Annotated in this window: 24 protein-coding genes and 1 tRNA gene; 17 read left to right on the top strand and 8 right to left on the bottom strand. The window is 61.0% G+C overall.

The window, feature by feature from the left end; translation table 11 throughout:
* Window positions 1–67: 67 nt before the first annotated feature.
* Window positions 68–157 (bottom strand) — tRNA-Ser (locus ASC97_RS04180).
* A 222-nt stretch (window positions 158–379) separates the two neighbouring features.
* Here ASC97_RS04180 and ASC97_RS04175 point away from each other — a divergent pair.
* The 9 genes from ASC97_RS04175 to deoA all read left to right on the top strand — a co-directional run bounded on the left by ASC97_RS04175 (window position 380) and on the right by deoA (window position 8,908).
* On the top strand, window positions 380–697 hold the full coding sequence (locus ASC97_RS04175; protein WP_057467113.1) for a hypothetical protein: 318 nt from the start codon (window positions 380–382) through the stop codon (window positions 695–697).
* Window positions 698–961: 264 nt separating this feature from the next.
* A complete protein-coding gene (locus ASC97_RS04170; protein WP_057467112.1) occupies window positions 962–1,954 on the top strand; it encodes a BMP family lipoprotein in 993 nt (330 codons plus the stop codon).
* Between the two features lie 68 nt (window positions 1,955–2,022).
* A complete protein-coding gene (locus tag ASC97_RS04165; protein ID WP_200959437.1) occupies window positions 2,023–3,534 on the top strand; it encodes an ABC transporter ATP-binding protein in 1,512 nt (503 codons plus the stop codon).
* Window positions 3,535–3,541: 7 nt separating this feature from the next.
* Entirely contained in the window at window positions 3,542–4,645 is a 1,104-nt protein-coding gene (locus ASC97_RS04160; protein WP_057467110.1) for an ABC transporter permease, read from the top strand.
* Between the two features lie 12 nt (window positions 4,646–4,657).
* The gene (locus ASC97_RS04155) at window positions 4,658–5,629 is read left to right on the top strand and encodes an ABC transporter permease (protein WP_057467109.1); all 972 of its coding nucleotides are present in this window, start codon (window positions 4,658–4,660) and stop codon (window positions 5,627–5,629) included.
* A gap of 4 nt (window positions 5,630–5,633) precedes the next feature.
* Window positions 5,634–6,023 (top strand): cytidine deaminase, encoded by a 390-nt coding sequence (locus ASC97_RS04150; RefSeq protein WP_057467108.1) that lies wholly within the window; start codon window positions 5,634–5,636, stop codon window positions 6,021–6,023.
* Window positions 6,020–6,826 carry a purine-nucleoside phosphorylase gene (locus ASC97_RS04145; RefSeq protein ID WP_057467107.1) on the top strand — a complete coding sequence of 269 codons (807 nt, stop codon included), beginning with the start codon at window positions 6,020–6,022 and terminating at the stop codon, window positions 6,824–6,826. The genes ASC97_RS04150 and ASC97_RS04145 overlap by 4 nt, the downstream gene beginning before the upstream one ends.
* Window positions 6,823–7,599: a deoxyribose-phosphate aldolase gene (deoC, locus tag ASC97_RS04140; RefSeq protein WP_057467106.1), complete on the top strand. Its 777-nt coding sequence runs from the start codon at window positions 6,823–6,825 to the stop codon at window positions 7,597–7,599. Before ASC97_RS04145 ends, deoC begins: the two co-directional genes overlap by 4 nt.
* 1 nt (window position 7,600) lies before the next feature.
* The gene (gene deoA / locus ASC97_RS04135; protein ID WP_057467105.1) at window positions 7,601–8,908 is read left to right on the top strand and encodes a thymidine phosphorylase; all 1,308 of its coding nucleotides are present in this window, start codon (window positions 7,601–7,603) and stop codon (window positions 8,906–8,908) included.
* Window positions 8,909–8,912: 4 nt separating this feature from the next.
* Here deoA and ASC97_RS04130 read toward each other — a convergent pair whose 3' ends face one another.
* The 7 genes from ASC97_RS04130 to ASC97_RS04100 form a co-directional block, all read right to left on the bottom strand.
* On the bottom strand, window positions 8,913–9,446 hold the full coding sequence (locus tag ASC97_RS04130) for a TIGR02281 family clan AA aspartic protease (protein ID WP_057467104.1): 534 nt from the start codon (window positions 9,444–9,446) through the stop codon (window positions 8,913–8,915).
* Window positions 9,447–9,596: 150 nt separating this feature from the next.
* Window positions 9,597–10,226, bottom strand: a complete 630-nt coding sequence (gene upp, locus ASC97_RS04125; protein WP_057467103.1) for a uracil phosphoribosyltransferase — start codon at window positions 10,224–10,226, stop codon at window positions 9,597–9,599.
* 108 nt (window positions 10,227–10,334) lie between these two features.
* Window positions 10,335–11,303, bottom strand: coding sequence for an adenosine deaminase (locus ASC97_RS04120; RefSeq protein ID WP_057467102.1), 969 nt, complete (start codon window positions 11,301–11,303; stop codon window positions 10,335–10,337).
* Complete coding sequence (locus tag ASC97_RS04115) at window positions 11,300–12,520, bottom strand: phosphopentomutase (protein ID WP_057467101.1); 1,221 nt, start codon at window positions 12,518–12,520, stop codon at window positions 11,300–11,302. The genes ASC97_RS04120 and ASC97_RS04115 overlap by 4 nt, the downstream gene beginning before the upstream one ends.
* Window positions 12,521–12,622: 102 nt before the next feature.
* Window positions 12,623–13,198 (bottom strand): TadE/TadG family type IV pilus assembly protein, encoded by a 576-nt coding sequence (locus ASC97_RS04110; RefSeq protein ID WP_057467100.1) that lies wholly within the window; start codon window positions 13,196–13,198, stop codon window positions 12,623–12,625.
* On the bottom strand, window positions 13,198–13,785 hold the full coding sequence (locus ASC97_RS04105) for a TadE/TadG family type IV pilus assembly protein (RefSeq protein WP_057467160.1): 588 nt from the start codon (window positions 13,783–13,785) through the stop codon (window positions 13,198–13,200). Before ASC97_RS04105 ends, ASC97_RS04110 begins: the two co-directional genes overlap by 1 nt.
* 130 nt (window positions 13,786–13,915) lie before the next feature.
* Window positions 13,916–14,326: a pilus assembly protein N-terminal domain-containing protein gene (locus ASC97_RS04100; RefSeq protein ID WP_057467099.1), complete on the bottom strand. Its 411-nt coding sequence runs from the start codon at window positions 14,324–14,326 to the stop codon at window positions 13,916–13,918.
* Between the two features lie 388 nt (window positions 14,327–14,714).
* On the opposite strand from ASC97_RS04100, the gene ASC97_RS04095 reads away from it, so the two are divergent.
* The 8 genes from ASC97_RS04095 to ASC97_RS04060 all read left to right on the top strand — a co-directional run bounded on the left by ASC97_RS04095 (window position 14,715) and on the right by ASC97_RS04060 (window position 22,530).
* Window positions 14,715–14,906 (top strand): Flp family type IVb pilin, encoded by a 192-nt coding sequence (locus tag ASC97_RS04095; protein WP_057467098.1) that lies wholly within the window; start codon window positions 14,715–14,717, stop codon window positions 14,904–14,906.
* 106 nt (window positions 14,907–15,012) lie between these two features.
* On the top strand, window positions 15,013–15,525 hold the full coding sequence (locus tag ASC97_RS04090) for an A24 family peptidase (RefSeq protein ID WP_057467097.1): 513 nt from the start codon (window positions 15,013–15,015) through the stop codon (window positions 15,523–15,525).
* 111 nt (window positions 15,526–15,636) lie between these two features.
* Window positions 15,637–16,449, top strand: coding sequence for a Flp pilus assembly protein CpaB (cpaB, locus tag ASC97_RS04085; protein WP_057467096.1), 813 nt, complete (start codon window positions 15,637–15,639; stop codon window positions 16,447–16,449).
* An 11-nt stretch (window positions 16,450–16,460) separates the two neighbouring features.
* Window positions 16,461–17,960 carry a type II and III secretion system protein family protein gene (locus ASC97_RS04080; protein WP_057467095.1) on the top strand — a complete coding sequence of 500 codons (1,500 nt, stop codon included), beginning with the start codon at window positions 16,461–16,463 and terminating at the stop codon, window positions 17,958–17,960.
* A gap of 17 nt (window positions 17,961–17,977) precedes the next feature.
* Window positions 17,978–18,724 (top strand): CpaD family pilus assembly protein, encoded by a 747-nt coding sequence (locus ASC97_RS04075; RefSeq protein WP_057467094.1) that lies wholly within the window; start codon window positions 17,978–17,980, stop codon window positions 18,722–18,724.
* Window positions 18,725–18,741: 17 nt separating this feature from the next.
* Window positions 18,742–20,019, top strand: coding sequence for an AAA family ATPase (locus ASC97_RS04070; protein WP_057467093.1), 1,278 nt, complete (start codon window positions 18,742–18,744; stop codon window positions 20,017–20,019).
* Between the two features lie 29 nt (window positions 20,020–20,048).
* A complete protein-coding gene (locus tag ASC97_RS04065) occupies window positions 20,049–21,518 on the top strand; it encodes a CpaF family protein (protein WP_057467092.1) in 1,470 nt (489 codons plus the stop codon).
* A gap of 4 nt (window positions 21,519–21,522) precedes the next feature.
* Entirely contained in the window at window positions 21,523–22,530 is a 1,008-nt protein-coding gene (locus ASC97_RS04060) for a type II secretion system F family protein (protein WP_057467091.1), read from the top strand.
* The last annotated feature ends 6 nt before the right edge of the window (window positions 22,531–22,536 follow it).

Raw genomic sequence — 22,536 nt, 5'->3', positions numbered from 1 at the left:
TGCTTGGGAATATGCCCCCACTCGCGACTTGAAGCGAGCAACAGACTTTGGCGGCTTAGCATTTCGATGGCGGACAGGGTGGGATTCGAACCCACGGTACGCTTTCACGTACACACGCGTTCCAGGCGTGCGCCTTAAACCACTCGGCCACCTGTCCTTTGCCGGCCTGCGTCGTCAGACGCAAATCGTTGGAACGGCGCGATATATACCGATGAATTTTCGGCGATCAACCTAAATCTAACAGTTTTTTGACTTCTTCCGGTAAAAGTGCGGCTGAGCCTCCATTGCAGTTCCGCCAGCACGTCGCTATTTTTGTGTTGGGTGGAGAATGATGCGGCTGGCCGGCGGTTGTCCGGCGGATCAAAGGCCGGAGAGATCGATGCGTTTCCTACTGCGTTTGGCGAGTCTTGTTGCGCTGGCTGTCGCTGTGATTGCCGGGACCGTCGATTCCATTCAATCCGTGGCGGCCTCCTCCGTGGTCATAACGCCGATGGGCGCGGCGTGGCAGGATCTGAACGCCTCGTCGCTTGACGCATTGCAATCCTCCATCTCCTACTACATCCACCCGCGCTTCTATACGCTCGCCTTTCAATGGCTCATGATGCAGCCGGCATTTGCGGTGTTTCTCGTGCTCTCGCTGCTGCTGTGGATGGCCGGCTACAAGAAGCAGCCGGCCGCCGGCCGCTTCGCTGCCTAGCTTGGCGGCAGCCGTATTGGCTGCCCGATGCCTAGAAAAATCACAACCCATCGATGATTTTGCGCAAAATTCAGCCCGCTTGAGCTGATTTTTGGCAGTTGCGGCAAATTTTTACCAGTCGAAAAATTTCTGGTGAATTTTCTTTTGAGCCATGCAAGGATGCGCGCAGCCAGGCCTCCGGGGGAAGGTCGGTGGTTCCGCAGACATGCCTGAAAACAGGCTTGCGGGAGGACCCCTAACTAATACTAACAACAGGGCTGCACTATGAAAAAATCCCTTCTGACTCTCCTTGCCGTGGCCGCCATGTCCACGACGGCGCTTGCCGCCGACGTCAAGCCGGCACTGGTCTACGGCACCGGCGGGAAGTTCGATAAGTCGTTCAACGAAGCAGCCTTCAACGGCGCCGAAAAGTTCAAGAAGGAAACCGGTGTCGCGTATCGTGACTTCGAGCCGACTGGCGACACCCAGGGCGAACAGGCGATCCGCAACTTCGCAAGCCGCGGTTTCAACCCGGTTGTTGCCGTTTCATTCGCCTGGACCTCTGCAATCGAGAAGGTCGCAGCCGAATTCCCGGACACCAAGTTCATCATCGTTGACGCCGTGGTCGACAAGCCGAACGTCCGCTCGGTCGTATACAAGGAAGAAGAGGGCTCGTTCCTCGTCGGTCTTCTCGCCGGCATGGCGTCCAAATCCGGCAAGGTCGGTTTCGTCGGCGGCATGGACATTCCGCTCATCCGCAAGTTCGGATGCGGCTATGAGCAGGGCGCACGCGCCGCCAATGCGAAGATCGAAGTCTTCCAGAACATGACCGGCACGACCGGCGCTGCCTGGAACGACCCGGTTCGCGGCGGCGAACTTACCAAGAACCAGATCGACCAGGGCGCAGACGTCGTCTACGCGGCTGCCGGTGCAACCGGTCTCGGCGTTCTGCAGACGGCAGCCGACAACAAGAAGTTCTCGATCGGCGTCGACTCCAACCAGAATTACCTGCATCCGGGTTCCGTGCTGACCTCGATGGTCAAGCGCGTCGACCTCGCAGTCTTCAACGCCTTCACCGACGTCAAGGGTGACAAGTTCACCGCCGGCGTTCAATCGCTCGGCGTCAAGGAAGACGGCGTTGCGGCCGCCATCGACGAGCACAACAAGGCGCTCATCACGCCTGAAATGCAGGCAGCGGTCGACAAGGCCAAGGCCGACATCATTGCAGGAACCATCAAGGTTCACGATTACACCTCGGACAACGCTTGCCCGAAGTGATCCGCGACTGAGACGGGCGTATGGTGGAATCTTTTCGCCATACGCCCTTTTCGTATTTGGAGCCTGCAGTGACAGACACGCCCGCTATCGAACTTGTGGGCATCGACAAGAAATTCGGTGCCGTTCACGCCAACAAGAACATCAACCTCACCGTCGCCAAGGGCACGATCCACGGGATCATCGGGGAAAACGGTGCCGGAAAATCGACACTGATGTCGATCATCTACGGTTTTTATCATGCCGACAGCGGAGAGATCCGCGTCAACGGCAATCCCGTGACCATCAAGGACAGCCAGGCCGCCATCTCGGCCGGCATCGGCATGGTGCATCAGCATTTCATGCTGGTCGACAATTTCACGGTGCTGGAAAACATCATGCTGGGCGCCGAAGGCGGCGCGCTGCTTGCCAGGGGCGTCTCGTCGGCCCGCGCCGAGCTGCGCCGCCTCGAGAAGGACTATGGCCTGGAGGTCAATCCGGACGCCGTCATAGAGCAGCTTCCGGTCGGCCTGCAGCAACGCGTCGAAATTCTCAAGGCCATGTATCGCGGCGCCGAGATTCTCATTCTCGACGAGCCGACAGGCGTTTTGACCCCTGCCGAAGCGGACCACCTGTTCAAGATCCTCGGCGTGCTGCGCGACCAGGGAAAGACGGTCATCCTGATCACCCACAAGCTGCGCGAAATCATGGCGATCACCGATACGGTCTCCGTCATGCGCCGCGGCGAGATGGTGGCAACGCGCAAGACCTCGGAAACAACGGTCGAGGAGCTGGCCGAGCTGATGGTCGGTCGCCGTGTTCTGCTGCGCGTGCAGAAGGGCGAGGCCAATCCCGGCAAGGTCGTGCTGTCGGTGCGCAATCTCTCGGTCAAGGACAACCGCGGCGTGGTCATGGTCGACAACGTCTCGTTTGACGTCCATGCCGGCGAGATCGTAGGCGTTGCGGGCGTCGCCGGCAATGGGCAGTCCGAACTCCTGGAAGCGATCGCGGGTATCCGCAAGCCGCATTCCGGCGAAGTCCTGCTCGACGGCCAGCCGATCGACAAGGCGGATCCTGCGCGCCTTCGGGAACTCGGCCTCGCCCACATTCCCGAAGACCGCCATCACATGGGTCTGGTTCTGAAATTCGAGGAGTACGAAAACTCGGTACTCGGCTATCACCGCAATCCGGCCTACAGCAAGGGCCCGCTGCTCGACCTGGAGGCGATCCGCAAGGATGCCATGGAGAAGATCGAGAAATACGATATCCGTCCGCCGAACCCACGGCTGAAGACAGCGAACTTTTCCGGCGGCAACCAGCAGAAGATCGTCGTCGCCCGCGAAATCGAACGCGATCCGTCGGCGCTGATCATCGGACAGCCGACCCGCGGTGTCGATATCGGCGCCATCGAGTTCATTCACCGCCGAATCATCGAGATGCGCGACGCGGGCAAGGCCATCCTGCTCGTTTCCGTGGAGCTCGACGAAATCCGCGCCCTTTCAGACCGTATCCTTGTCATGTTTGCCGGCCATGTGGTCGGCGAGAAGACGCCCGATGCCGGTGAACAGACCCTCGGCCTGATGATGGCCGGCATTGCCGCGTGAGGCCTTAATGAGCACTGCTTCCGTCCCACTTCCAAACTGGATCAATTACGGCCTCATACCGATCCTGAACCTGATCGTGGCCTTCCTGATCTCCGGATTCGTTGTCTGGCTGATCGGCGAAAGCCCGCTGGCGGCCCTATCGCTGCTGATCGAGGGCGCGCTGGGCAGCGGCGAAGGGATCGGCTTTACGCTGTACTACGCCACCAGCTTCATCTTCACCGGCCTGTCCGTCGCCGTTGCCATCCATGCCGGCCTCTTCAACATCGGCTCCGAGGGCCAGGCCTATCTGGGCGGCCTGGGTTGCGCCCTGGTGGCGCTTGCACTCGACCGCTACGTGCCCTGGTATGTGACCATGCCGGTGGCAGTCGTCGGTGCGGGCCTGTTCGGGGCAGCCTGGGCCTTCATTCCGGCTTTCCTGCAGGCGAAGCGCGGCAGCCATATCGTCATCACCACCATCATGTTCAACTATATCGGCGCTGCGCTGATGGTTTATCTGCTGGTGCACGTCCTGATCGTTCCGGGCAAGATGGCGCCGGAAACCCGGACGTTCCTCGAGGGCGGGCAGCTGCCGAAGCTCGGCTGGCTGATGAACATGTTCGGCGCAAAGCTCGGCGCTGCTCCGTTCAACGTCTCCTTCATCATTGCGCTGGTCGCCTCCTATTTCGTGTGGCTGCTGATCTGGCGCACCAAACTCGGCTTCGAGATGCGCACGCTCGGCGTCAGCCCGAGCGCCGCCTCCTATGCGGGCATTCCGTATGCCCGTACCGTCATGATCGCCATGCTGCTCTCCGGCGCGCTTGCCGGCATGATGGCGCTCAATCCTGTCATGGGCTCGTCCGCCCGCCTGCAGGTGGAATTTGTCGGCGGCGCCGGCTTCGTCGGGATCGCCGTCTCCCTGATGGGCCGCAACCATCCTGTCGGCATCGTTCTGTCGGCGATCCTGTTCGGCATTCTCTATCAGGGGGGCGACTGGATCTCCTTCGAGATGCCAAACATCACCCGCGAAATGATCCTTGTGATCCAAGGTCTCGTCATCCTGTTTGCCGGTGCCCTGGAATACATGTTCCGTCCGGCGCTGGTGCGCGTCTATCAACAGTTCAAGAGCGCGTAGGGAGAGCGAACGATGGATTATTATGACATCTTCATCAGCGTTCTGAGCTCGACCGTACGTCTCTCGATCCCGCTGATCTTCACCGCTCTTGCCGGGCTTTTTTCCGAGCGGGCCGGCATCTTCGACATCGGCCTTGAAGGCAAGATGCTGGGCTCGGCCTTCGCGGCCGCCTGCGTTGCCTACCTCACGGGTTCGGCCTGGCTTGGCCTCGGTGCCGGAATCGTCTGCTCCGTCGCGCTCAGTTTCGTGCACGGCTTCGCTTCGATCACCAATCGCGGCAACCAGATCATCTCCGGCGTGGCGATCAACTTCTTCGTCGCGGGTATCACCATTGTCCTTGGTCAGGCCTGGTTCGGACAGGGCGGACGCACGCCCCAGCTGGCGGGCGACGCGCGCTTCACGCCAATCATCCTGCCCGGCGCCGACGCAATGCGCGAGGTGCCGGTCATCGGACCGCTCTATGCGAACGTGATCTCCGGCAACAATATCCTCACCTATCTGGCGTTCCTTGCGGTGCCGTTCTCCTGGTGGATCCTCTACCGCACGCGTTTCGGCCTGCGTCTGCGCGCGGTCGGCGAAAACCCGGGCGCAGTCGACACGGCCGGCATCTCCGTCAGCTGGCTGCGCTACCGCGCCGTCATCTGCGCCGGTATCCTTTGCGGCTTCTCGGGCACCTATCTCGCAATCGCGCAGTCGGCCGCCTTCATCAAGGACATGTCGGCCGGCAAGGGCTATATTGCACTTGCAGCACTGGTCTTCGCCAAATGGAAGCCGGTGCCCGTCATGTTCGCCTGCCTGCTCTTCGGCTTCCTCGATGCGCTGGCAAATTTCATGCAGGGCAAGCAGGTGCCGCTGGTCGGCGAGGTGCCGGTGCAGATCTTCCAGGCGCTGCCCTATGTCCTGACCTGCATCCTGCTCGCCGGCTTCATCGGCGTTGCAACACCGCCTAAGGCCGGCGGCGTACCCTATACGAAGGAGCGTTGAGAGCATGTCCCACGACCTTTTCGAAGCCGCACGCGGCGCCATGGCCTTTGCCCATGCTCCCTACTCCAAATTCCCCGTCGGCGCGGCCATCCGCGCCGAGGATGGCAAGGTCTATACCGGCGCGAACATCGAGAACCTCTCCTTCCCGCAGGGCTGGTGCGCCGAACCGACGGCGATCAGCGCGATGATCATGGGAGGCGCCAAAAAGATCGTCGAAATGGCCGTCATCGCAGAGAAGCTGCCGCTCTGCCCGCCTTGCGGCGGTTGCCGCCAGAAGATCTCGGAGTTTGCGTCCAAGGACACGAAAATCTATCTCTGCGACGAAGCCGGCGTGCAGAAGACGATGACCATGGACGAGCTTCTTCCTTTCAGCTTCGAGACGGAACTCGGATGAAAGCCGCTCTCGATCTGCTTGCCGGCAAACTCGGCGGGCTTGCGCCGCGCTACGGCATCGTCCTCGGTTCCGGGCTCGGCTCCCTCGTCAGCCAGCTGACCGATCCTGTTCGGATTGCCTACCGCGATCTGCCGGGCTTTCCCGTGAGCGCGGTGTCGGGCCATGCGGGCGAAGTCGTTGCCGGTCGCCTTGGCGATGTCCCCGTCATCATGCTGTCCGGCCGCGTCCATTTCTACGAAAAAGGCGACGCGAGCGCGATGCGCCTGCCGATCGAGGTGCTGAAGGGCCTGGGGGTGGAAGCACTGATTCTCACCAATTCGGCAGGCTCCCTGCGCGAGGATCTCGCCCCGGGGTCGGTGATGCAGATCGCGGACCATATCAACTATTCCGGCATGAACCCGCTGATCGGCGAGGAAAGCGATCGCCGCTTCGTCGGCCTTACGAATGCCTACGATGCAGCTTTGGCGGAGGACATGCGCGCGGCAGCCGAAAGGGTCGAGGTTCCGCTTTCGCAGGGCGTCTACATGTGGTTCTCGGGTCCGAGCTTCGAGACGCCCGCCGAAATCCGCATGGCGCGCATTCTCGGCGCGGATGCCGTCGGCATGTCGACAGTGCCCGAGGTCATCATCGCGCGAATGCTCGGCCTCAGGGTTGCAGCGGCCTCGGTTATCACCAACTATGGGGCCGGAATGACCGGCGCAGAGCTGAGCCACGAGGAAACCAAGGACATGGCGCCCATCGGCGGCGCCCGTCTCGCCGCCGTCTTGAAAGAGATGATCGCGGCCGGAGGAAACAGACAATGACCAATCACTCTCTCAAGGAGACCGCGGCGGTCGCGCTGTCACTCCTTGATCTCACCAACCTCAAGGACGACTGCACCGAGGCACAAATCGAGAGCTTGTGCGCCCGCGCGCAGACGCCCTACGGCAATACGGCCGCCATCTGCATCTGGCCGCGCTTCGTCGCACATGCCCGCGCCGTCCTCGGCAGCGGGCACCCCGTGCGTATTGCCACCGTCGTCAACTTCCCGTCCGGCGACATGGAGGTCGCGGACGTTGCGGCGGAAACCCGCGAGGCGATTGCCGACGGCGCCGACGAAATCGATCTCGTCATTCCCTACCGCAAGTTCATGGCGGGAAGCGGCAAGGCTGTGACCGACATGGTCGCGGCGGTGCGCGCCGAATGCAAGGGGACTGTGCTCCTCAAGGTTATTCTGGAAACCGGCGAGATCAAGGACGCGGCACTTATCCGCCGTGCCTCGGAGCTCGCAATCGAGGCCGGAGCGGATTTTATCAAGACCTCAACAGGCAAGGTCGCTGTCAATGCGACGCTGGAGGCCGCCGACATCATGCTGCGCGCGATCCGACACAGCGGCAGAAAGGTTGGCTTCAAACCGGCCGGCGGGATCGGATCGGTCGCCGACGCCACGCTCTATCTGAGCCTTGCCGAAACGATCATGGCGCCGGACTGGCCGATGCCGTCGACCTTCCGTTTCGGCGCCTCGGGCGTGCTCGACGATATTCTGGCGGTTCTCGGCGGTACGCCGTCGGCGCCCGCGGCAGCCACGAGCTACTAGGATGATCCCGCAGGAAATCATCCGCCGGAAGCGGGATGGAGAAACGCTTTCCGCGGACGATATCCAAGCCTTCATATCTTCCCTTGCCGCCGGCAGGCTCTCCGAGGGCCAGATCGGTGCCTTCGCCATGGCGGTCTGGTTCAAGGGAATGACGCGCGACGAGACTGTCGCCCTCACATCGGCGATGGCACGCTCGGGCGATATCCTGGGCTGGGCCGATATCGACCGGCCGATAGCCGACAAGCACTCGACCGGCGGTGTTGGCGACAACGTCTCTCTGATGCTCGCCCCGATCGCCGTTGCCTGTGGCCTTGCCGTGCCGATGATCTCCGGACGCGGCCTTGGACATACGGGCGGTACGCTGGACAAGCTGGAATCCATTCCCGGCTACGCAATCACGCCTGACGCGACGCTGTTTCGCAAGACGGTCAGGGAAGTGGGCTGCGCCATCATCGGCCAGACGGGCGCGCTGGCCCCCGCCGACGGCAAGCTCTATGCAGTGCGCGATGTGACGGCAACGGTCGATTCCATTCCGCTGATCACCGCATCCATCCTTTCGAAGAAGCTTGCGGCCGGTCTTCAGACGCTGGTGCTCGACGTCAAGGTCGGCAACGGTGCCTTCATGTCCGAGCGAAGCGGCGCCGAGGCCCTGGCACGATCGCTTGTCGACGTGGCCAACGGCGCAGGCGTCAAGACATCGGCGCTGATTACCGACATGAACCAGCCGCTGGCAGACGCCGCCGGCAATGTGGTCGAGATCAGGAACTGCCTCGATTTTCTGGCAGGGCGAAAGAAAGGGACGCGGCTGGAGACGGTCGTGCTTGCCTTTGCCGCCGAAATGCTGGCGAGTTCCGGCATCGTTGCCTCGCCTGACGAGGGCAAGGACAGGGCCGCCGAGGCGTTGTCCTCTGGCAAGGCCGCAGACGTCTTCGCCCGCATGGTGCATATGCTCGGCGGACCGTCCGACCTGCTGGAGCGGCCGGACGCCTATCTGGTGAGAGCGCCGCACATCCGGCCCGTTCTGGCATCGCAATCCGGCTGGCTCCGCGCCTGCGATGCCCGCGAAATCGGCATTGGCGTCATAGACCTCGGCGGCGGGCGCCGCCATCCAAGCGACAGGATCGATCACCGTGTCGGCTTCGCCGATCTTCTGCCGCTCGGCACCTATGTCAACAGAGGTGACCCGATAGGGACAGTACACGCCGCCGACGAAACGGCGGCCGAGGCTGCAGCATCGGCGCTCGCCGATGCCTATCTGATTGGGGATAGTGAACCTTTGCTGCCGGCGGTGATTTCCGCCCGGCTCTGAATGCTCACTGCTTCAGGCTGAGGGATCCGTCGGCGACCGAATAGGAGGCGAGCTTCTGCAGGAAGCTCATGCCGACGAGCGTCGAGGAAAGAGCGTCGTCCTTCAGAACGAAGGCTTCCACATTGCGCACGCGAATGCCTCCGATCTCGACGCGATCCAGCGTCACATGCGCCGCCTTGGTCTGGCCGTTCGCCGTGTTCACAGCATAGCGAAAATCAAGCTGATTGGCGCTAAAGCCGAGCCGCCTTGCCAGGTTTTCGTTCAACGCCACATAGGTCGCGCCGGTATCGATCATGCCCTGCACTGTCTTGCCGTTGATCTTGAAGTCGCCTGTGTAGTGTCCCTGGGCATCTGCGCGAAGGCGCATTGTCCCGCTGGCGGCACCCGCGCCGGGCGCTTGCGCAGGGTCTATCGAACCAGAAACAAAATTGGCGGAAACGGCACTCTCGGGCCGGGTGCGGTCGGTTGCCAGGAAGGATGGGACCTGTGTGGCAAACACCGCGGCGATGCTTGCGAATATGACGGTACGCACGAGCATGGAAACAGAAATCCTTCCTGTATAAACCTCGCATCATGCGAGGCCATGTCTCTAGCAGCTACACGAAAATTGCTGACAAGTTGCTAATACAGGCAGGCAAACAGGCCCGGGATAGCGTTCCGGGCCATTTGCCTGTTGATAAAGTCGGAATTATTTGGTGCCGTACATGCGGTCACCTGCATCGCCGAGACCGGGAACGATGTAGCCCTTTTCGTTCAAATGGCTATCGATCGAGGCCGTGAAAACCGGGACGTCGGGATGGGCTTCGCGGAAGTTTTTGATGCCCTCGGGCGCCGCCAGCAGGCAAAGGAAGCGAATGTTGTGTGCCCCGCGCTCCTTGAGCTTCTCGATCGCGGCAATCGACGAATTGCCGGTCGCCAGCATCGGGTCGACGACGATGATCAGACGTTCGGCGATATCTTCCGGTGCCTTGAAATAGTATTCGACCGGCTGCAGGGTATCGTGATCGCGATAGACGCCGATATGGGACACGCGTGCCGACGGCACCAGATCAAGCATGCCTTCCAGCAGGCCGTTGCCGGCACGCAGGATCGACGCGAATACCAGCTTCTTGCCTTCGAGGATCGGCGACTGCATCGTCTGCATCGGCGTCTCGATCGTTTCCATCGTCAGCTCGAGATCGCGCGTGACCTCATAGCAGAGCAGCGTGGAGATTTCGCGCAGCAGGCGGCGGAAGCTGCCGGTCGATGTCTCCTTGCGCCGCATGATGGTGAGTTTGTGCTGCACAAGCGGATGATCGATGACCGTAACGCCGTCCATGGCCGAGCCCTTTCTTTAGCTGTTCTTATCGGATGTTTCTTTCATGGAAATCGCCTCCGCCGCAAGAGCAGAGGGCAATTTGCAATGCTGATCCCCAGTCTCGGCCGCCTAAATGCGAGCGAGAAGCGCCTGGCGCGTGGTCTCGTCGACGAACGCCGCCTCGATGCCGGTGCGCGTCATCTCGTCGATCTCGGCATCGCTGAAAGCAAAGATGCCGGCTGCAAGCTCATACTCGCGCTGGAGCGAGGTATGAAAAAACGGCGGATCGTCCGAACTGATGGTCACCCGCACGCCCGCTTCCTTCAGACGGCGCAGCGGATGGGACGGGAAATCGGGAAAGACGTTCAGCGCAATGTTGGAGCCGGGACAGACCTCCAGAACGGTCCCCTGGTCGGCAAGGCGCCTCACCAGGTCGGCGTCCTCGATGGCGCGGACGCCATGGCCAATGCGTGCCGGGCGAACGACGTCTAGGGCATCAGCGACGCTGAAGGCGCCACAGACTTCACCGGCATGAATGGTGAGGCCCATGCCGGCATCACGGGCAATATCAAAGGCCCTGCTGTAATCGGCAACGCGGCCCATCCGCTCCTCGCCGGCAAGGTTGAAGCCTGTAATAAGCGGGTTCTGTGCCTTCGCTGCATACTCCGCTGCGCCGATCACGCTTTCCGGACCAAAATGGCGCTCCCCGGTGACGATCAGCCGCGCTTCGATCCCGCTGGCCGCCTTGGCGCGGCGAATGCCTTCGCAGACACCCGATATATACGCGTCCGCGCCCAGGCCGATGCGCTTTCCATGGTCCGGCGAGACGATAAGCTCGCTGTATATGGTCCCGATACCGGCGAGTTCATCGAGATATGTTTCCGTCAGGAGCGCATAGTCTTCCTCGGTCTTGTAGACCTCGGAAATCTTGTCGTAGCATTGCAGGAAGCTTGCAAAATCATGCCAGACATAGACGCCGTCCCTGAGGTAGGCGCCGATGTCGATGTTGTACTTGCGGGCCTGCGCCAAGGTGAGCGCCGGCGATGCTGCACCTTCCAGGTGGCAGTGCAGCTCCACCTTCTTCAAATGCGCCGTCATAAAAAGCTTCTCCCATTCGGCCCCGTGGGAATACGCAGGTGCCGCGCAATCGTTTCGCCGATATCGGCATAGGTACGGCGGATCCCGATGTCACGCGAGCCGAGGCCAGGGCCGTACGCGATGATCGGAACACGCTCGCGGGTATGATCGGTACCGCGCCATGTCGGATCGCAGCCGTGATCGGCCGTCAGGATAACGAGATCGCCGGGTTTCAGCTTGCCGCCGACTTCGGGCAGGCGTGCATCGAAAGCCTCGAGTGCCGCCGCATAGCCCGGCACATCGCGGCGGTGTCCATAGACCATATCGAAATCAACGAAATTGGTGAAAACCAGATCGCCGTCTTCGGCAGTATCCATGGCCTGCAGGGTGGCATCCATCAGCGCCTGATTGCCGTTCGCCTTGATGACGCGCGATACACCCTGGTGCGCAAAGATATCGCCGATCTTGCCCACGGCGTGGACCGAGCGGCCCTCCTTCACCAGGCGATCGAGCAGCGTGGGCTCGGGCGGAGGAACGGAGAAATCGCGGCGATTTCCGGTGCGCTCGAACCTCGAGGGCGTTTCGCCGACAAACGGGCGCGCGATCACACGGCCGATGTTCAACGGATCGAGCAGGGCGCGTGCGATCCTGCAGAATGTCATCAGCCTGTCGAGGCCGAAGTGGGTCTCGTGCGCGGCAACCTGGAAGACCGAGTCGGACGACGTGTAGCAGATCGGTTTTCCTGTCCGAATATGCTCCGCGCCGTGGCGGGCGATTATGTCCGTGCCGGAGGCGTGACAATTGCCGAGTATACCGGGCACATCTGCCGCAGCGCATAGCGATTCGACAAGGTCGGACGGGAATGCGTCGCCCTCGGTCGGGAAATACCCCCAATCGAACGTCACGGGTGTCCCTGCTATCTCCCAGTGACCAGACGGTGTGTCCTTGCCGCGCGACACCTCGCTTGCCGATCCGAATATCGCATAGAGCTTTTCCGGGACCGGCATCCCCTGGGGAAACCGGCCGGACGCGGCCTTTGCGAGGTGCAGAAGCCCAAGCGCAGACAAATTCGGCAGCTGCAGGGGTCCGGAACGCAATCCGTCTCGGTCGGCAGCGCCGGCAGCGCAGAATTCGGCGATGTGCCCGAGCGTATCCGCGCCTTCGTCTCCATAGGTCGCGGCATCCGGCGCGCCGCCGACGCCAAAGGAATCCAGAACGAAAAGAAACGCACGCGGCATGTTGCACCTGAGAGAAGCGAGGCCTGCCTCGCAGACCGTCAAGATCCAAGGATTATAACGAGCAAGGCCGATTGGCAAATATCGCGATCGGCGGGCCTGATGTCAGCAATCGCTGCAAAGAACGTTGTCGCCCTGACGCTGGCGATAGAAATAGGTGCGGCTGATCGTCAGCGTGCGCTGGTTCGGCATCAGATTGGGTGCAAAGAGAAACAGCTTGTAAGGCACGCTCAGCTCCGTCCGAACGAGGAATGAATTGGCCTTCTTCAAATCGGGAGAGACTGTGACCGCAGAATTGGCTATGTAGGGCGCCGGCTTTCCCTGTTGCCACGACCATTTTACGGTCGGGTTTGCCGATCCATCGATGGCAATGCCTGTTATCTTGACCGTCAAGTCGGTCGTTCCATAGGGCGCGAAGATGGCGGCTGCTACGGACGGCATGTCATTGAGCCAGGCTTTGGTCACAGTCTGCTGCTGCGTCACAATATCGGCGATCGCGGCGGACGAGCGGGCCGCGCGCTTGCTGATACTGAGGCCGATGGTGATCTCGAAGGCACCGACGTACAGCATCACGAGGATCGGAAAGAGGATCGCAAACTCGATTGCGCCAACGCCTTCCCTGTCACCCATGAAGCGACGGCACAGTGTCTCCAGTCTTTCGAGCATGTCGCGTAGCGCCATCACGGATACTGCTCGTTCTGGAACGCCGTTGTCGCAACAATCAGGAAATAAGCGGCGGAGCCGTCAGCCGGTTTGACATTGGTGATGTAGGGGCGGATGAGATCCGTGATGACTTGCCAGCGATAATAGGCGCGCACCATGTTGATCGTGCCGGCGCCACCCGGCGCATACTGGAAAACCGACGTTTTGATATCGGCATCGGCCGCTGTCGAAACCCTGGGAATGGTGGTCGGAATGGCCGCGAACGTCGCGAATTTCTGAACATCGACGTAGAGCTTGCTGGGCGTTGCGGCTTCTGTCGAGGAGCATCGGATCAGAATGGATATTTCGCTGCAGAATGCCGTGCGAAACGCCGTGCGATTGGTATTCGCCAGCGTAATCTGGCCCGTTCGTATCTTGCGGCTCATCGTGTCCACGGCGTTGGACACAAGTTGTTCGCCGGCAAAGGCGACGAATGTCTCGATGATGGCGAAGACCACCATGAAATAGGGAATCGCAAGCAGCGCAAACTCAATTGCGGCTGTTCCGTCACGCGAACGTGCGAAAGCGGCAAGCGGCCGACGCCACGTGCGACGCTGATCGACCATTTCCGCTGCTTGATCCGGTTCCATCATGGCCTATCCGACACAGCTTCGATTACGCACTTGTAATCCGCGATCGTTGATATTCCGTTTCATGCCGGATCAAGAGTTTAACGAAGACGATTCGCCGAGCGTTTCAGGGGGCGGTGGCGGCCGCGGCCGCGGTATCGCTATGCTGCTCGCAGTTGGGGGTGCAGGACAGCACGGTGCGCTCGGTCTGGCGAAACACCCGGACGGTGTTAGCCTCGTCGATCGAGACGAGAATACTCTGGTCAAGGATGGCGTTGCCGTCGGCATCCAGCAGCACAAGATTGGTGCTGCCGAAGCTTCGGCCGGTCAGCACGATCGTCTTGGCGTCGGCGACAGTCGCATCCGCAACCTTGGCATTGCCGACGATGACCTTGCTCACCGGCCGGTCGAGCTTCAACACACGCGCCTGGTCCATATAGACTCGCAGCATGTCCTGCTGCTGGGCAAACGCGGACTCGCAAATGCCCAGGGCGGCAAGAATGCCGGCTAGGAATATCCTTTTGCCGCTCGAGGACATTGGCTCTCTTTCACGATCTCAACGGAACTTGCTGACAGCATGAGAAAAAATGGTGAACGAAGATTTAATCACACGCCGATTCGTCAACGAATAGGCGTTTCGCCATATATTAGCATCAACATCGATGGCCTTTCGACCCAAGGCAACGTTCTTCACCTGTCATCAAGCATCGGGGACGCTCTTTTACGATATGGCGGAGGAAATTACTTAAAATTTTACAATGTTTCGAAAACCGATACTTACCATCGTCAGACACTTCATGGCGTTTACAGATCGGTAACCCAATTCTTTAAGTTGATGGAAAGAGCGGTTCGCTAGTTTGGCGCAATCCGATCAACGGCAAACAGTTGGCGGACGTGCTGAACATCAACTGGAGTTAGGAGTTATCATGACCAAGCTTGTAAGCCGTTTTCTCAAGGACGAATCCGGCGCGACCGCAATTGAATACGGCCTGATCGCCGCGCTCATCTCCGTAGCACTGATCGCCGGCGCGAGCACGCTCGGCAGCCAGCTAAACAACGTCTTCACCACCCTCGGCACCAAGATGACCACTGCTAATACGACCGCTAGCGGTTACTAAGAAGTTTGACATTCAATGACCAGGCGCAACATCGCACTTGGTCGGCAATATAGGCCCACGTGCTAACGCAGTGGGCCTTTTCGCCATTTTGAAATCGGTGACTAGAATGATCGCAGCAGCCGTCTTCGTGATCTTTCCGTTGTGCCTTGCGGTCGCGGCATTCTCCGACCTGTTCACGATGACGATTCCCAACCGGACATCGATCATCCTTATCCTTGCTTTCCTCGCCCTAGCGCCGTTTGTCGGCCTCCCACTTCCCGAGATCGGTGCCCATCTTGGCGGCGCCTTGGCGGTCTTTTTCGTCTGCTTCGCGCTTTTCGCCACGAACACGATGGGCGGAGGCGACGCAAAGCTGCTGACCGCGGCATCGCTCTGGTTCGGCTTCAATCAGTCGCTTGTCGAGTTCCTCGCCTATGTCGGCATCATCGGCGGCGCTGCCACCTTGGTCATTCTCATCATACGCGCGCAGGCGAACACAATTCTGGCGATTGGCCTGCCGATCCCCAGCTCCATTCTCCTTGCCAAGAAAATCCCCTACGGTATTGCGATCGCGATCGGCGGCTTCATGGCCTTCCCGTCGAGTCCGTTGTTCATGGCTGCGCTGCAGAGCCTGAAATAGAGGCAAGTTAAACTTCCATTAACCTAAGATGGAAGGTTTTCGTTAACTATAATTACACCAATTGCAGTCCATTCTCCGGATCGAATATCTCGAATCTCCGGGGAACGACCGATGAAACCCGCCCGCCTTTTGATACTTGGAGTGGCTGTCGTAGCGGCTGGCCTTGCCGGCGTGCTGGCGATGAGCCTTGCCGGCCGCGGCACGGTCGTCACCCAGGTGAAGTCGGTGGTCGAGAAGGAAGCCTCGGTCAACGTGCTCGTCTCCAGCGCCAATCTGCCGGTGGGCGCCAGGCTCGATGACAAGGCCGTGCACTGGATGGCTTGGCCGCAGGGCGGCGTCGTCCAGGGTTTCATAACGGAGACTGACAAGCCTGACGCGGTCAAGGACATGCAGGGTGCCGTGGTCCGCCTTCCGATTTTCGAAGGCGAGCCTATCCGCGCGGAAAAGATCGCCGACTCCAACAGCCGTATCCTGTCCTCGCTCCTTCCATCCGGAAAGCGGGCCGTGGCCACCGAGATCTCGGTCTCTACCGGCGCCGGCGGCTTTATCCTGCCTAACGACCGGGTCGACCTCATCATGGTCCGCAAGGCCAAGACCGGCGACAAGTATCTGACCGAGACGGTGCTCAACAATGTGCGTGTCCTCGCGATCGACCAGCAGATCCAGGAAAAGGACGACGGATCGAAGGCCGTCGTCGGCACGACGGCGACGCTGGAACTAACCCCCGACCAGACGAAGGTGCTTGCAGTCGCCCAGCAGATGGCAGACCGCCTTTCGCTGGCGTTGCGCTCGGTCGCCGACGCGCGCGAGCAGGATACCAGCGCGGCTGACTACCTGCTCAGCGGCGACAACGGCAGCGCCCTCGTTCAGGTGATCAAGTCCGGCTCCATCGTCAGCGACACCACCACTGCGAAGGCCGAGTAAAGGAAATGGAAATGGGCAATTCAAAGCGGCGCATGAAGCCCCTGATGGCAGGCTGCCTGTCCTTTGCGATCGGCGTCACGGGCATGGCACCGGGCTTCCTTGACGGGACCATCGGCGCTGGCGTCGCACGCGCGGAATCCGACGGCATGGTCAACATCACCCAGGCCGGCCCGGGCGCGCACCGGAGCTTGAAACTGGGATTGAAGAAGGCGATCGTCATCGATCTTCCGGTCGACGCCCATGATATTCTCGTCTCCGATCCCTCGATGGCCGACGCGGTCACCCGCTCGTCGCGGCGCATATATCTTTTCGGGAAGACCGTCGGACAGACGAACATCTTCATCTTCGGAGCCGACGGCCAGCAGATCGTCAGCCTCGACATCGCGATCGAGCGCGACGTCGCAGGGTTGCAGAAAACCCTTCGACGCTTCATCCCCGATTCCAACATCAACGTCGAGATCGTCTCCGACAACATCGTTTTGACCGGCAATGTCCGCACGCCGCAGGATGCCGCCCAGGCTGCGGACCTGGCGCAGGTCTTCCTGAAAGGCGGCGAGGCGACCACACGCACGGAGACGGCCAGCTCCAACGGCGGCGACGTCGCGCTCTTTGCCGAGGGCCGACAGACCTCGCAGGTCGTCAACCTGTTGCAGATCGAGGGCGAGGATCAGGTCACGCTGAAGGTCACGATCGCAGAAGTGCGTCGCGAGATCCTGAAGCAGCTTGGCTTCGACAATCTGGTGTCGAACTCGAAGGGCCTGACGGTCGCACAGCTAGGCGCGCCGAACGCCAGTAGTGCGGCCGCGACCATCGGCGGCGGCTTGGCGGCTCTCTTCAAGAGCTCCGTCGGCAAGTACGATATATCGACCTATCTGAGTGCGCTCGAACAGGCGAAGGTGGTGAAGACGCTGGCCGAGCCGACGCTGACGGCCATTTCCGGCCAGGCGGCGACATTCAATTCTGGCGGTCAGGTGCTGTACTCGACGACCGACAACGACGGGAACGTCACGATCGTTCCGTACAACTACGGCATCAATCTCGCCTTCAAGCCCGTCGTGCTCTCCTCCGGGCGCATCAGCCTCGAGATCAAGACGAACGTGTCGGAACCGGCGCCTTCGGTCTCCGGTTCGACACCGACCTACCAGCGTCGCTCGGCCGAAACGTCCGTCGAGCTTCCGTCCGGAGGCTCCATCGCGCTTGCCGGCCTGATCCGCGACAACGTCCTGCAGACCTCGAACGGCACCCCTGGCGTGAACAAGATCCCCCTGCTCGGCACGCTGTTCCGCCAGAGAACGGTGGAACGTGACGAAACCGAACTGGTGATCATCGCCACGCCTTACCTTGTCCGTCCGGTGGCCCGCAACCAGCTGAACCGGCCTGACGACAATTTCAGTCCTGAGGGCGACGCCTCGGCGTTCCTGCTCAACCGCGTCAACAAGGTCTACGGCGGCCGGCAAGTGCCGATCGCGGACACCCAGTTCCACGGCTCAATCGGGTTCATCTACAAATGAGCGAAGCGGGATCAGCAATGGCACAACATAGAGATCAGCAGCCGATGGCTCACAAGAAGACCAGCTCCCACCCGACGGGCCTCCGCCTGGCGCGCTTGTCCAAGCCGATGCTGTTCGTCGCCGCAGTGGCCGCAGCGGTGCTCTCCGGCTGTGCGTCACGAGACGACCTGACGACCGGGGGCATCCCGGACGACTATCGCCAGCGTCACCCGATCGTCGTTGCCGAAGCCGAGCAATCGGTCGATATCCCCATTGCCTCTACCGATCGTCGGCTCAATACCGCGCAACGCGACATGATCCGCGGCTTCGCCCAGAACTACGGGTCGAGGGCGACCGGCCCGGTCTACCTCTTGACACCGGAGGGATCGCCCAACTCTGCAGCCGCGCGCCAGCTGCGCGGCCAGGTCCGCGCCGAACTCTCCGCACGCGGCATTGCCAGCTCAAAGATCGTCAACAGCTCGTATGCCGCCAACAGCTTCGGCGACGCAGCTCCGATCCGCCTGACCTTCGTCGGCACGACGGCGATGACATCGCAATGCGGCCAGTGGCCGAAGGATATGATCAACGACTTCAACAATCAGAATTACTACAATTTCGGTTGCGCGACGCAGAACAATCTCGCCGCGCAGATTGCCAACCCCGAAGATCTGATTGCCCCGCGCGGCATGACTCCGATCGATGCCGCGCGCCGAAACGCCGCCATCAAGGAGTATCGCGAGCGGACAAGCACGATCGAGGAAGTCAGCGGCAGCGCCAACTTCTGACCAAGGTAGGATTCACGATGGGTACGGTCGAATACGACATCAAGAACACCACCGAACTCCGACACGCTGAGGAAGCGATGCGGATGGCGGAACTCGAGAACATGCGGCCGCTGCCGCGCATCTCCGTGCACGCCTTCTGCGAAAGCGAAGAGCTCCAGCGGGTGATGGAACGCTGCGGCAACGACCGGCGGATGTCCAAGGTCGGCCTGCGGATTACCAGCGGCGGGATTGCGGCGGCCGCAAACATGTTCGCAAGCGCGCCGACGCCGAACCTGATCATACTCGAGACCAAGACGAGCAGCAGCAGCCTGCTCAGCGAACTGGCTCCTTTGGCGAGCGTCTGCGATCCATCGACGAAGGTCGTCGTCATCGGCTACTACAACGACATCGCGCTCTATCGCGAACTGGTGCGCAACGGCATCTCCGAATACATGGTTCAGCCGGTCGCCATGCCCGATATCATGGGGGCGATGGCGACCATCTTCGTCGATCCGGATTCGGAACCGCTCGGCCGCAGCATCGCCTTCATCGGCGCAAAAGGCGGCGTCGGCTCCTCGACCATCGCCCACAATTGCGCCTTCGGCATCTCGCGCCTGTTTTCGACGGAGACAATTCTCGCAGACCTCGACCTGCCCTACGGCACGGCCAACATCGACTTCGATCAGGACCCGACCCAGGGCATCGCCGAGGCTGTCTATGCGCCCGAGCGACTGGACGAGGTGTTTCTCGATCGCCTGCTGACGAAATGCTCGGAGCATCTTTCGCTGCTCGCGGCACCCTCGCTTCTCGACCGAGCCTACGATTTCGAGGGGCAGGCGTTCCAGCCCGTGCTCGACGTGCTGCAGCGCAGCGCGCCCGTCACCGTCCTCGACGTCCCGCATGCGTGGTCGGAGTGGACGCGGTCGGTTCTTTCAAGCGTCGACGAAGTCGTCATCTGCGCGTCTCCCGATCTCGCAAACCTGCGCAACACCAAGAACATGATGGATGCGCTGCGCAAGATTCGGCCCAACGACAAGACACCGCATCTCATTCTCAATCAGGTCGGCATGCCCAAGCGGCCGGAAATCAGCCCCTCCGATTTTTGCGAGCCGCTGGAAAGCGAGCCGATCGCCATCATCCCGTTCGACAGCAACCTGTTCGGCACAGCAGCCAACAGCGGCCGCATGATCTCGGAGATGGATCCGAAATCGCCGACCGCCGAGACCTTCTCGCAGCTATCGCATATCGTCACGGGCCGCATAGCCGTCAAGAAGGCGAAAAAGAGCGGTCTGCTCGGCCTGCTGAAGCGTAAATGACACCGGCCAAGAGCGGATTGGAATAAGGCATGTTCGGAAAACGCGGAAACGAGGGCTTTGGCAAGACGGGCGGTACCATCGCGCCGCCTCAGCCTGTTGCGCCGAGCTCCTCGTCGTCGCCTGCGGTTCTGGTCGAGCCGCAGCGCGAGCCGGCGCGCCATCAGGTCCCGCCGCCGCCGATGCAGACGCCGCAGCGCAAGCGCCCCGCCCGCACCGAGGAGTACTACGATACCAAGGCGCAGGTCTTTTCCGCGCTGATCGACACGATCGACCTCTCGCAGCTTGCCAAGCTCGATGGGGAAAGCGCGCGCGAAGAAATCCGCGACATCGTCAACGACATCATCACGATCAAGAACTTCGCGATGTCGATCTCCGAGCAGGAAGAGCTGCTGGACGACATCTGCAACGACGTGCTGGGCTACGGTCCCCTGGAACCGCTGCTTGCACGCGACGACATCGCCGACATCATGGTCAACGGCTCGGGCCGTACCTTCATCGAAGTCGGCGGCAAGACGATCGAATCAGAAGTCCGTTTCCGCGACAATTCCCAGCTGCTGTCGATCTGCCAGCGCATCGTCAGCCAGGTCGGCCGTCGTGTCGACGAATCGAGCCCGATCTGCGACGCACGCCTTCCGGACGGCTCGCGCGTCAACGTCATCGCGCCGCCGCTCGCCATCGACGGCCCGGCCCTAACCATCCGCAAGTTCAAGAAGGACAAGCTCACGCTCGACCAGCTCGTCCGCTTCGGTGCAATCACGCCGGAAGGAGCAACGCTCCTCCAGATCATCGGCCGCGTCCGCTGCAACATCGTCATCTCCGGCGGTACAGGCTCCGGCAAGACGACGCTGCTGAACTGCCTTACCAACTATATCGACAGGGACGAGCGGGTTATCACCTGCGAGGACACCGCCGAACTGCAGCTGCAGCAGCCGCACGTCGTGCGCCTTGAAACCCGTCCTCCGAACATCGAGGGCGAAGGCGAGATCACCATGCGCGACCTCGTCAAGAACTGCCTTCGCATGCGTCCGGAACGAATCATCGTCGGTGAAGTGCGCGGACCCGAGGTCTTCGACCTGCTGCAGGCGATGAACACGGGTCACGACGGCTCCATGGGTACGATCCACTCGAATTCGCCGCGCGAGTGCCTGAGCCGCATCGAGTCGATGATCGCAATGGGCGGCTTCACACTGCCGGCAAAGACGGTGCGCGAGATCATTTCGGGTTCGGTCGATATCATTGTCCAGGCGGCGCGCCTGCGCGACGGCTCGCGTCGCATCACGCAGATCACCGAGGTAATCGGCATGGAAGGCGACGTGATCATCACCCAGGACCTTATGCGCTACGAAATCGAAGGCGAGGATGCGTCGGGACGACTGATCGGCCGCCACAAATCGACGGGTATCGGAAAGCCGCATTTCTGGGATCGCGCGCGCTATTTCAACGAGGACAAGCGCCTTGCGGCCGCTCTCGACGAAATGGAAGCGAAGTCGAAGGAATAGACAGATGTTCGGTTTCGATCCGAAAGTCCTTGCCATCATCGTTCTCGCCGCCGTCGCGGCGGGGGCGGTCTGCTATGGTCTGCTGTTCTCAAGGATCGAGACCGAGAAGAAAGCCGCAAGCCGCGTCAATCGGGTCGCGTCGGCACAGCTTGACAAGGCGAACGTCAAGGCTGCGCGCGACCGGGTGCAGGAAATGTCGAAGCGCCGCAAGTCGGTGCAGGACAACCTCAAGGACCTTGAAAAACGGCAGCAGGAAAACGCAAAGAAGAAACTGACGCTGAAATCACGGCTGACCCAGGCCGGCCTGGCCGTCACTCCTGCGCGGTTCTACATGTTCAGTGCCATTTTCGGCGTTGTGCTGATGTTCGTCGCCTTTCTGGCCGGCGCCTCGCTGATGGTGATCCTCGGCGTACCGGTGGTCGCCGGCCTTGGTCTGCCGCGCTGGGTGCTTGGTTTTCTCATCAAGCGCCGCCAGAACAAGTTCCTCGATGAATTTCCCAACGCGCTCGACGTCATCGTCCGTTCCATCAAGTCCGGCCTGCCGCTCAACGATGCGATCCGGCTGATCGCCAACGAAGGCAAGGAGCCCGTGAAGGGCGAATTCCGGAGGGTAGTCGAGTCGCAGCAGGTTGGTCTCAGCGTGCCCGATGCATGCGCGCGCATGTCGAACCACATGCCGCTCCAGGAGGTGAGCTTCTTTGCGATCGTCATCGCCATCCAGTCGCAAGCCGGCGGCAACCTGTCTGAAGCGATCGGCAATCTGGCAAAGGTGCTTCGTGAACGCAAAAAGATGAAGGCGAAGGTCAAGGCCCTGTCGATGGAGGCAAAGGCATCGGCAGTCATCATCGGCGCGCTACCGTTCATCGTCGCCACGCTCGTCTACCTGACGTCTCCCGAATACATGATGATCCTGTTCACCGATCCGCGGGGACATCTCATCATGGGCATTTCCGCAGTCTGGATGTCCATCGGCATCTACGTCATGCGCAACATGGTCTCTTTCGACATCTAGCTGGAG

It is taken from the genome of Rhizobium sp. Root1203 (genome assembly GCF_001424945.1).
In the GTDB taxonomy this organism is placed as follows: domain Bacteria; phylum Pseudomonadota; class Alphaproteobacteria; order Rhizobiales; family Rhizobiaceae; genus Rhizobium.
The sequence above is the reverse complement of the archived record's forward strand: the minus strand, read 5'-3'. Positions and strand labels throughout refer to the sequence as shown.

What these genes read in the sequence shown, in the direction of transcription:
- ASC97_RS04145 (WP_057467107.1), top strand. Translation starts at nt 6,020, where the DNA reads ATGAAAGCCGCTCTCGATCTGCTTGCCGGCAAACTCGGCGGGCTTGCG.
- ASC97_RS04160 (WP_057467110.1), top strand. Translation starts at nt 3,542, where the DNA reads ATGAGCACTGCTTCCGTCCCACTTCCAAACTGGATCAATTACGGCCTC.
- ASC97_RS04090 (WP_057467097.1), top strand. Translation starts at nt 15,013, where the DNA reads ATGATCGCAGCAGCCGTCTTCGTGATCTTTCCGTTGTGCCTTGCGGTC.
- ASC97_RS04075 (WP_057467094.1), top strand. Translation starts at nt 17,978, where the DNA reads ATGGCACAACATAGAGATCAGCAGCCGATGGCTCACAAGAAGACCAGC.
- ASC97_RS04070 (WP_057467093.1), top strand. Translation starts at nt 18,742, where the DNA reads ATGGGTACGGTCGAATACGACATCAAGAACACCACCGAACTCCGACAC.
- ASC97_RS04060 (WP_057467091.1), top strand. Translation starts at nt 21,523, where the DNA reads ATGTTCGGTTTCGATCCGAAAGTCCTTGCCATCATCGTTCTCGCCGCC.
- ASC97_RS04175 (WP_057467113.1), top strand. Translation starts at nt 380, where the DNA reads ATGCGTTTCCTACTGCGTTTGGCGAGTCTTGTTGCGCTGGCTGTCGCT.
- ASC97_RS04150 (WP_057467108.1), top strand. Translation starts at nt 5,634, where the DNA reads ATGTCCCACGACCTTTTCGAAGCCGCACGCGGCGCCATGGCCTTTGCC.
- ASC97_RS04155 (WP_057467109.1), top strand. Translation starts at nt 4,658, where the DNA reads ATGGATTATTATGACATCTTCATCAGCGTTCTGAGCTCGACCGTACGT.
- deoA (WP_057467105.1), top strand. Translation starts at nt 7,601, where the DNA reads ATGATCCCGCAGGAAATCATCCGCCGGAAGCGGGATGGAGAAACGCTT.
- ASC97_RS04065 (WP_057467092.1), top strand. Translation starts at nt 20,049, where the DNA reads ATGTTCGGAAAACGCGGAAACGAGGGCTTTGGCAAGACGGGCGGTACC.
- ASC97_RS04105 (WP_057467160.1), bottom strand. Translation starts at nt 13,785, where the DNA reads ATGGTCGATCAGCGTCGCACGTGGCGTCGGCCGCTTGCCGCTTTCGCA.
- ASC97_RS04170 (WP_057467112.1), top strand. Translation starts at nt 962, where the DNA reads ATGAAAAAATCCCTTCTGACTCTCCTTGCCGTGGCCGCCATGTCCACG.
- ASC97_RS04115 (WP_057467101.1), bottom strand. Translation starts at nt 12,520, where the DNA reads ATGCCGCGTGCGTTTCTTTTCGTTCTGGATTCCTTTGGCGTCGGCGGC.
- ASC97_RS04130 (WP_057467104.1), bottom strand. Translation starts at nt 9,446, where the DNA reads ATGCTCGTGCGTACCGTCATATTCGCAAGCATCGCCGCGGTGTTTGCC.
- ASC97_RS04080 (WP_057467095.1), top strand. Translation starts at nt 16,461, where the DNA reads ATGGGCAATTCAAAGCGGCGCATGAAGCCCCTGATGGCAGGCTGCCTG.
- ASC97_RS04100 (WP_057467099.1), bottom strand. Translation starts at nt 14,326, where the DNA reads ATGTCCTCGAGCGGCAAAAGGATATTCCTAGCCGGCATTCTTGCCGCC.
- ASC97_RS04110 (WP_057467100.1), bottom strand. Translation starts at nt 13,198, where the DNA reads ATGGCGCTACGCGACATGCTCGAAAGACTGGAGACACTGTGCCGTCGC.
- upp (WP_057467103.1), bottom strand. Translation starts at nt 10,226, where the DNA reads ATGGACGGCGTTACGGTCATCGATCATCCGCTTGTGCAGCACAAACTC.
- ASC97_RS04120 (WP_057467102.1), bottom strand. Translation starts at nt 11,303, where the DNA reads ATGACGGCGCATTTGAAGAAGGTGGAGCTGCACTGCCACCTGGAAGGT.
- cpaB (WP_057467096.1), top strand. Translation starts at nt 15,637, where the DNA reads ATGAAACCCGCCCGCCTTTTGATACTTGGAGTGGCTGTCGTAGCGGCT.
- deoC (WP_057467106.1), top strand. Translation starts at nt 6,823, where the DNA reads ATGACCAATCACTCTCTCAAGGAGACCGCGGCGGTCGCGCTGTCACTC.
- ASC97_RS04095 (WP_057467098.1), top strand. Translation starts at nt 14,715, where the DNA reads ATGACCAAGCTTGTAAGCCGTTTTCTCAAGGACGAATCCGGCGCGACC.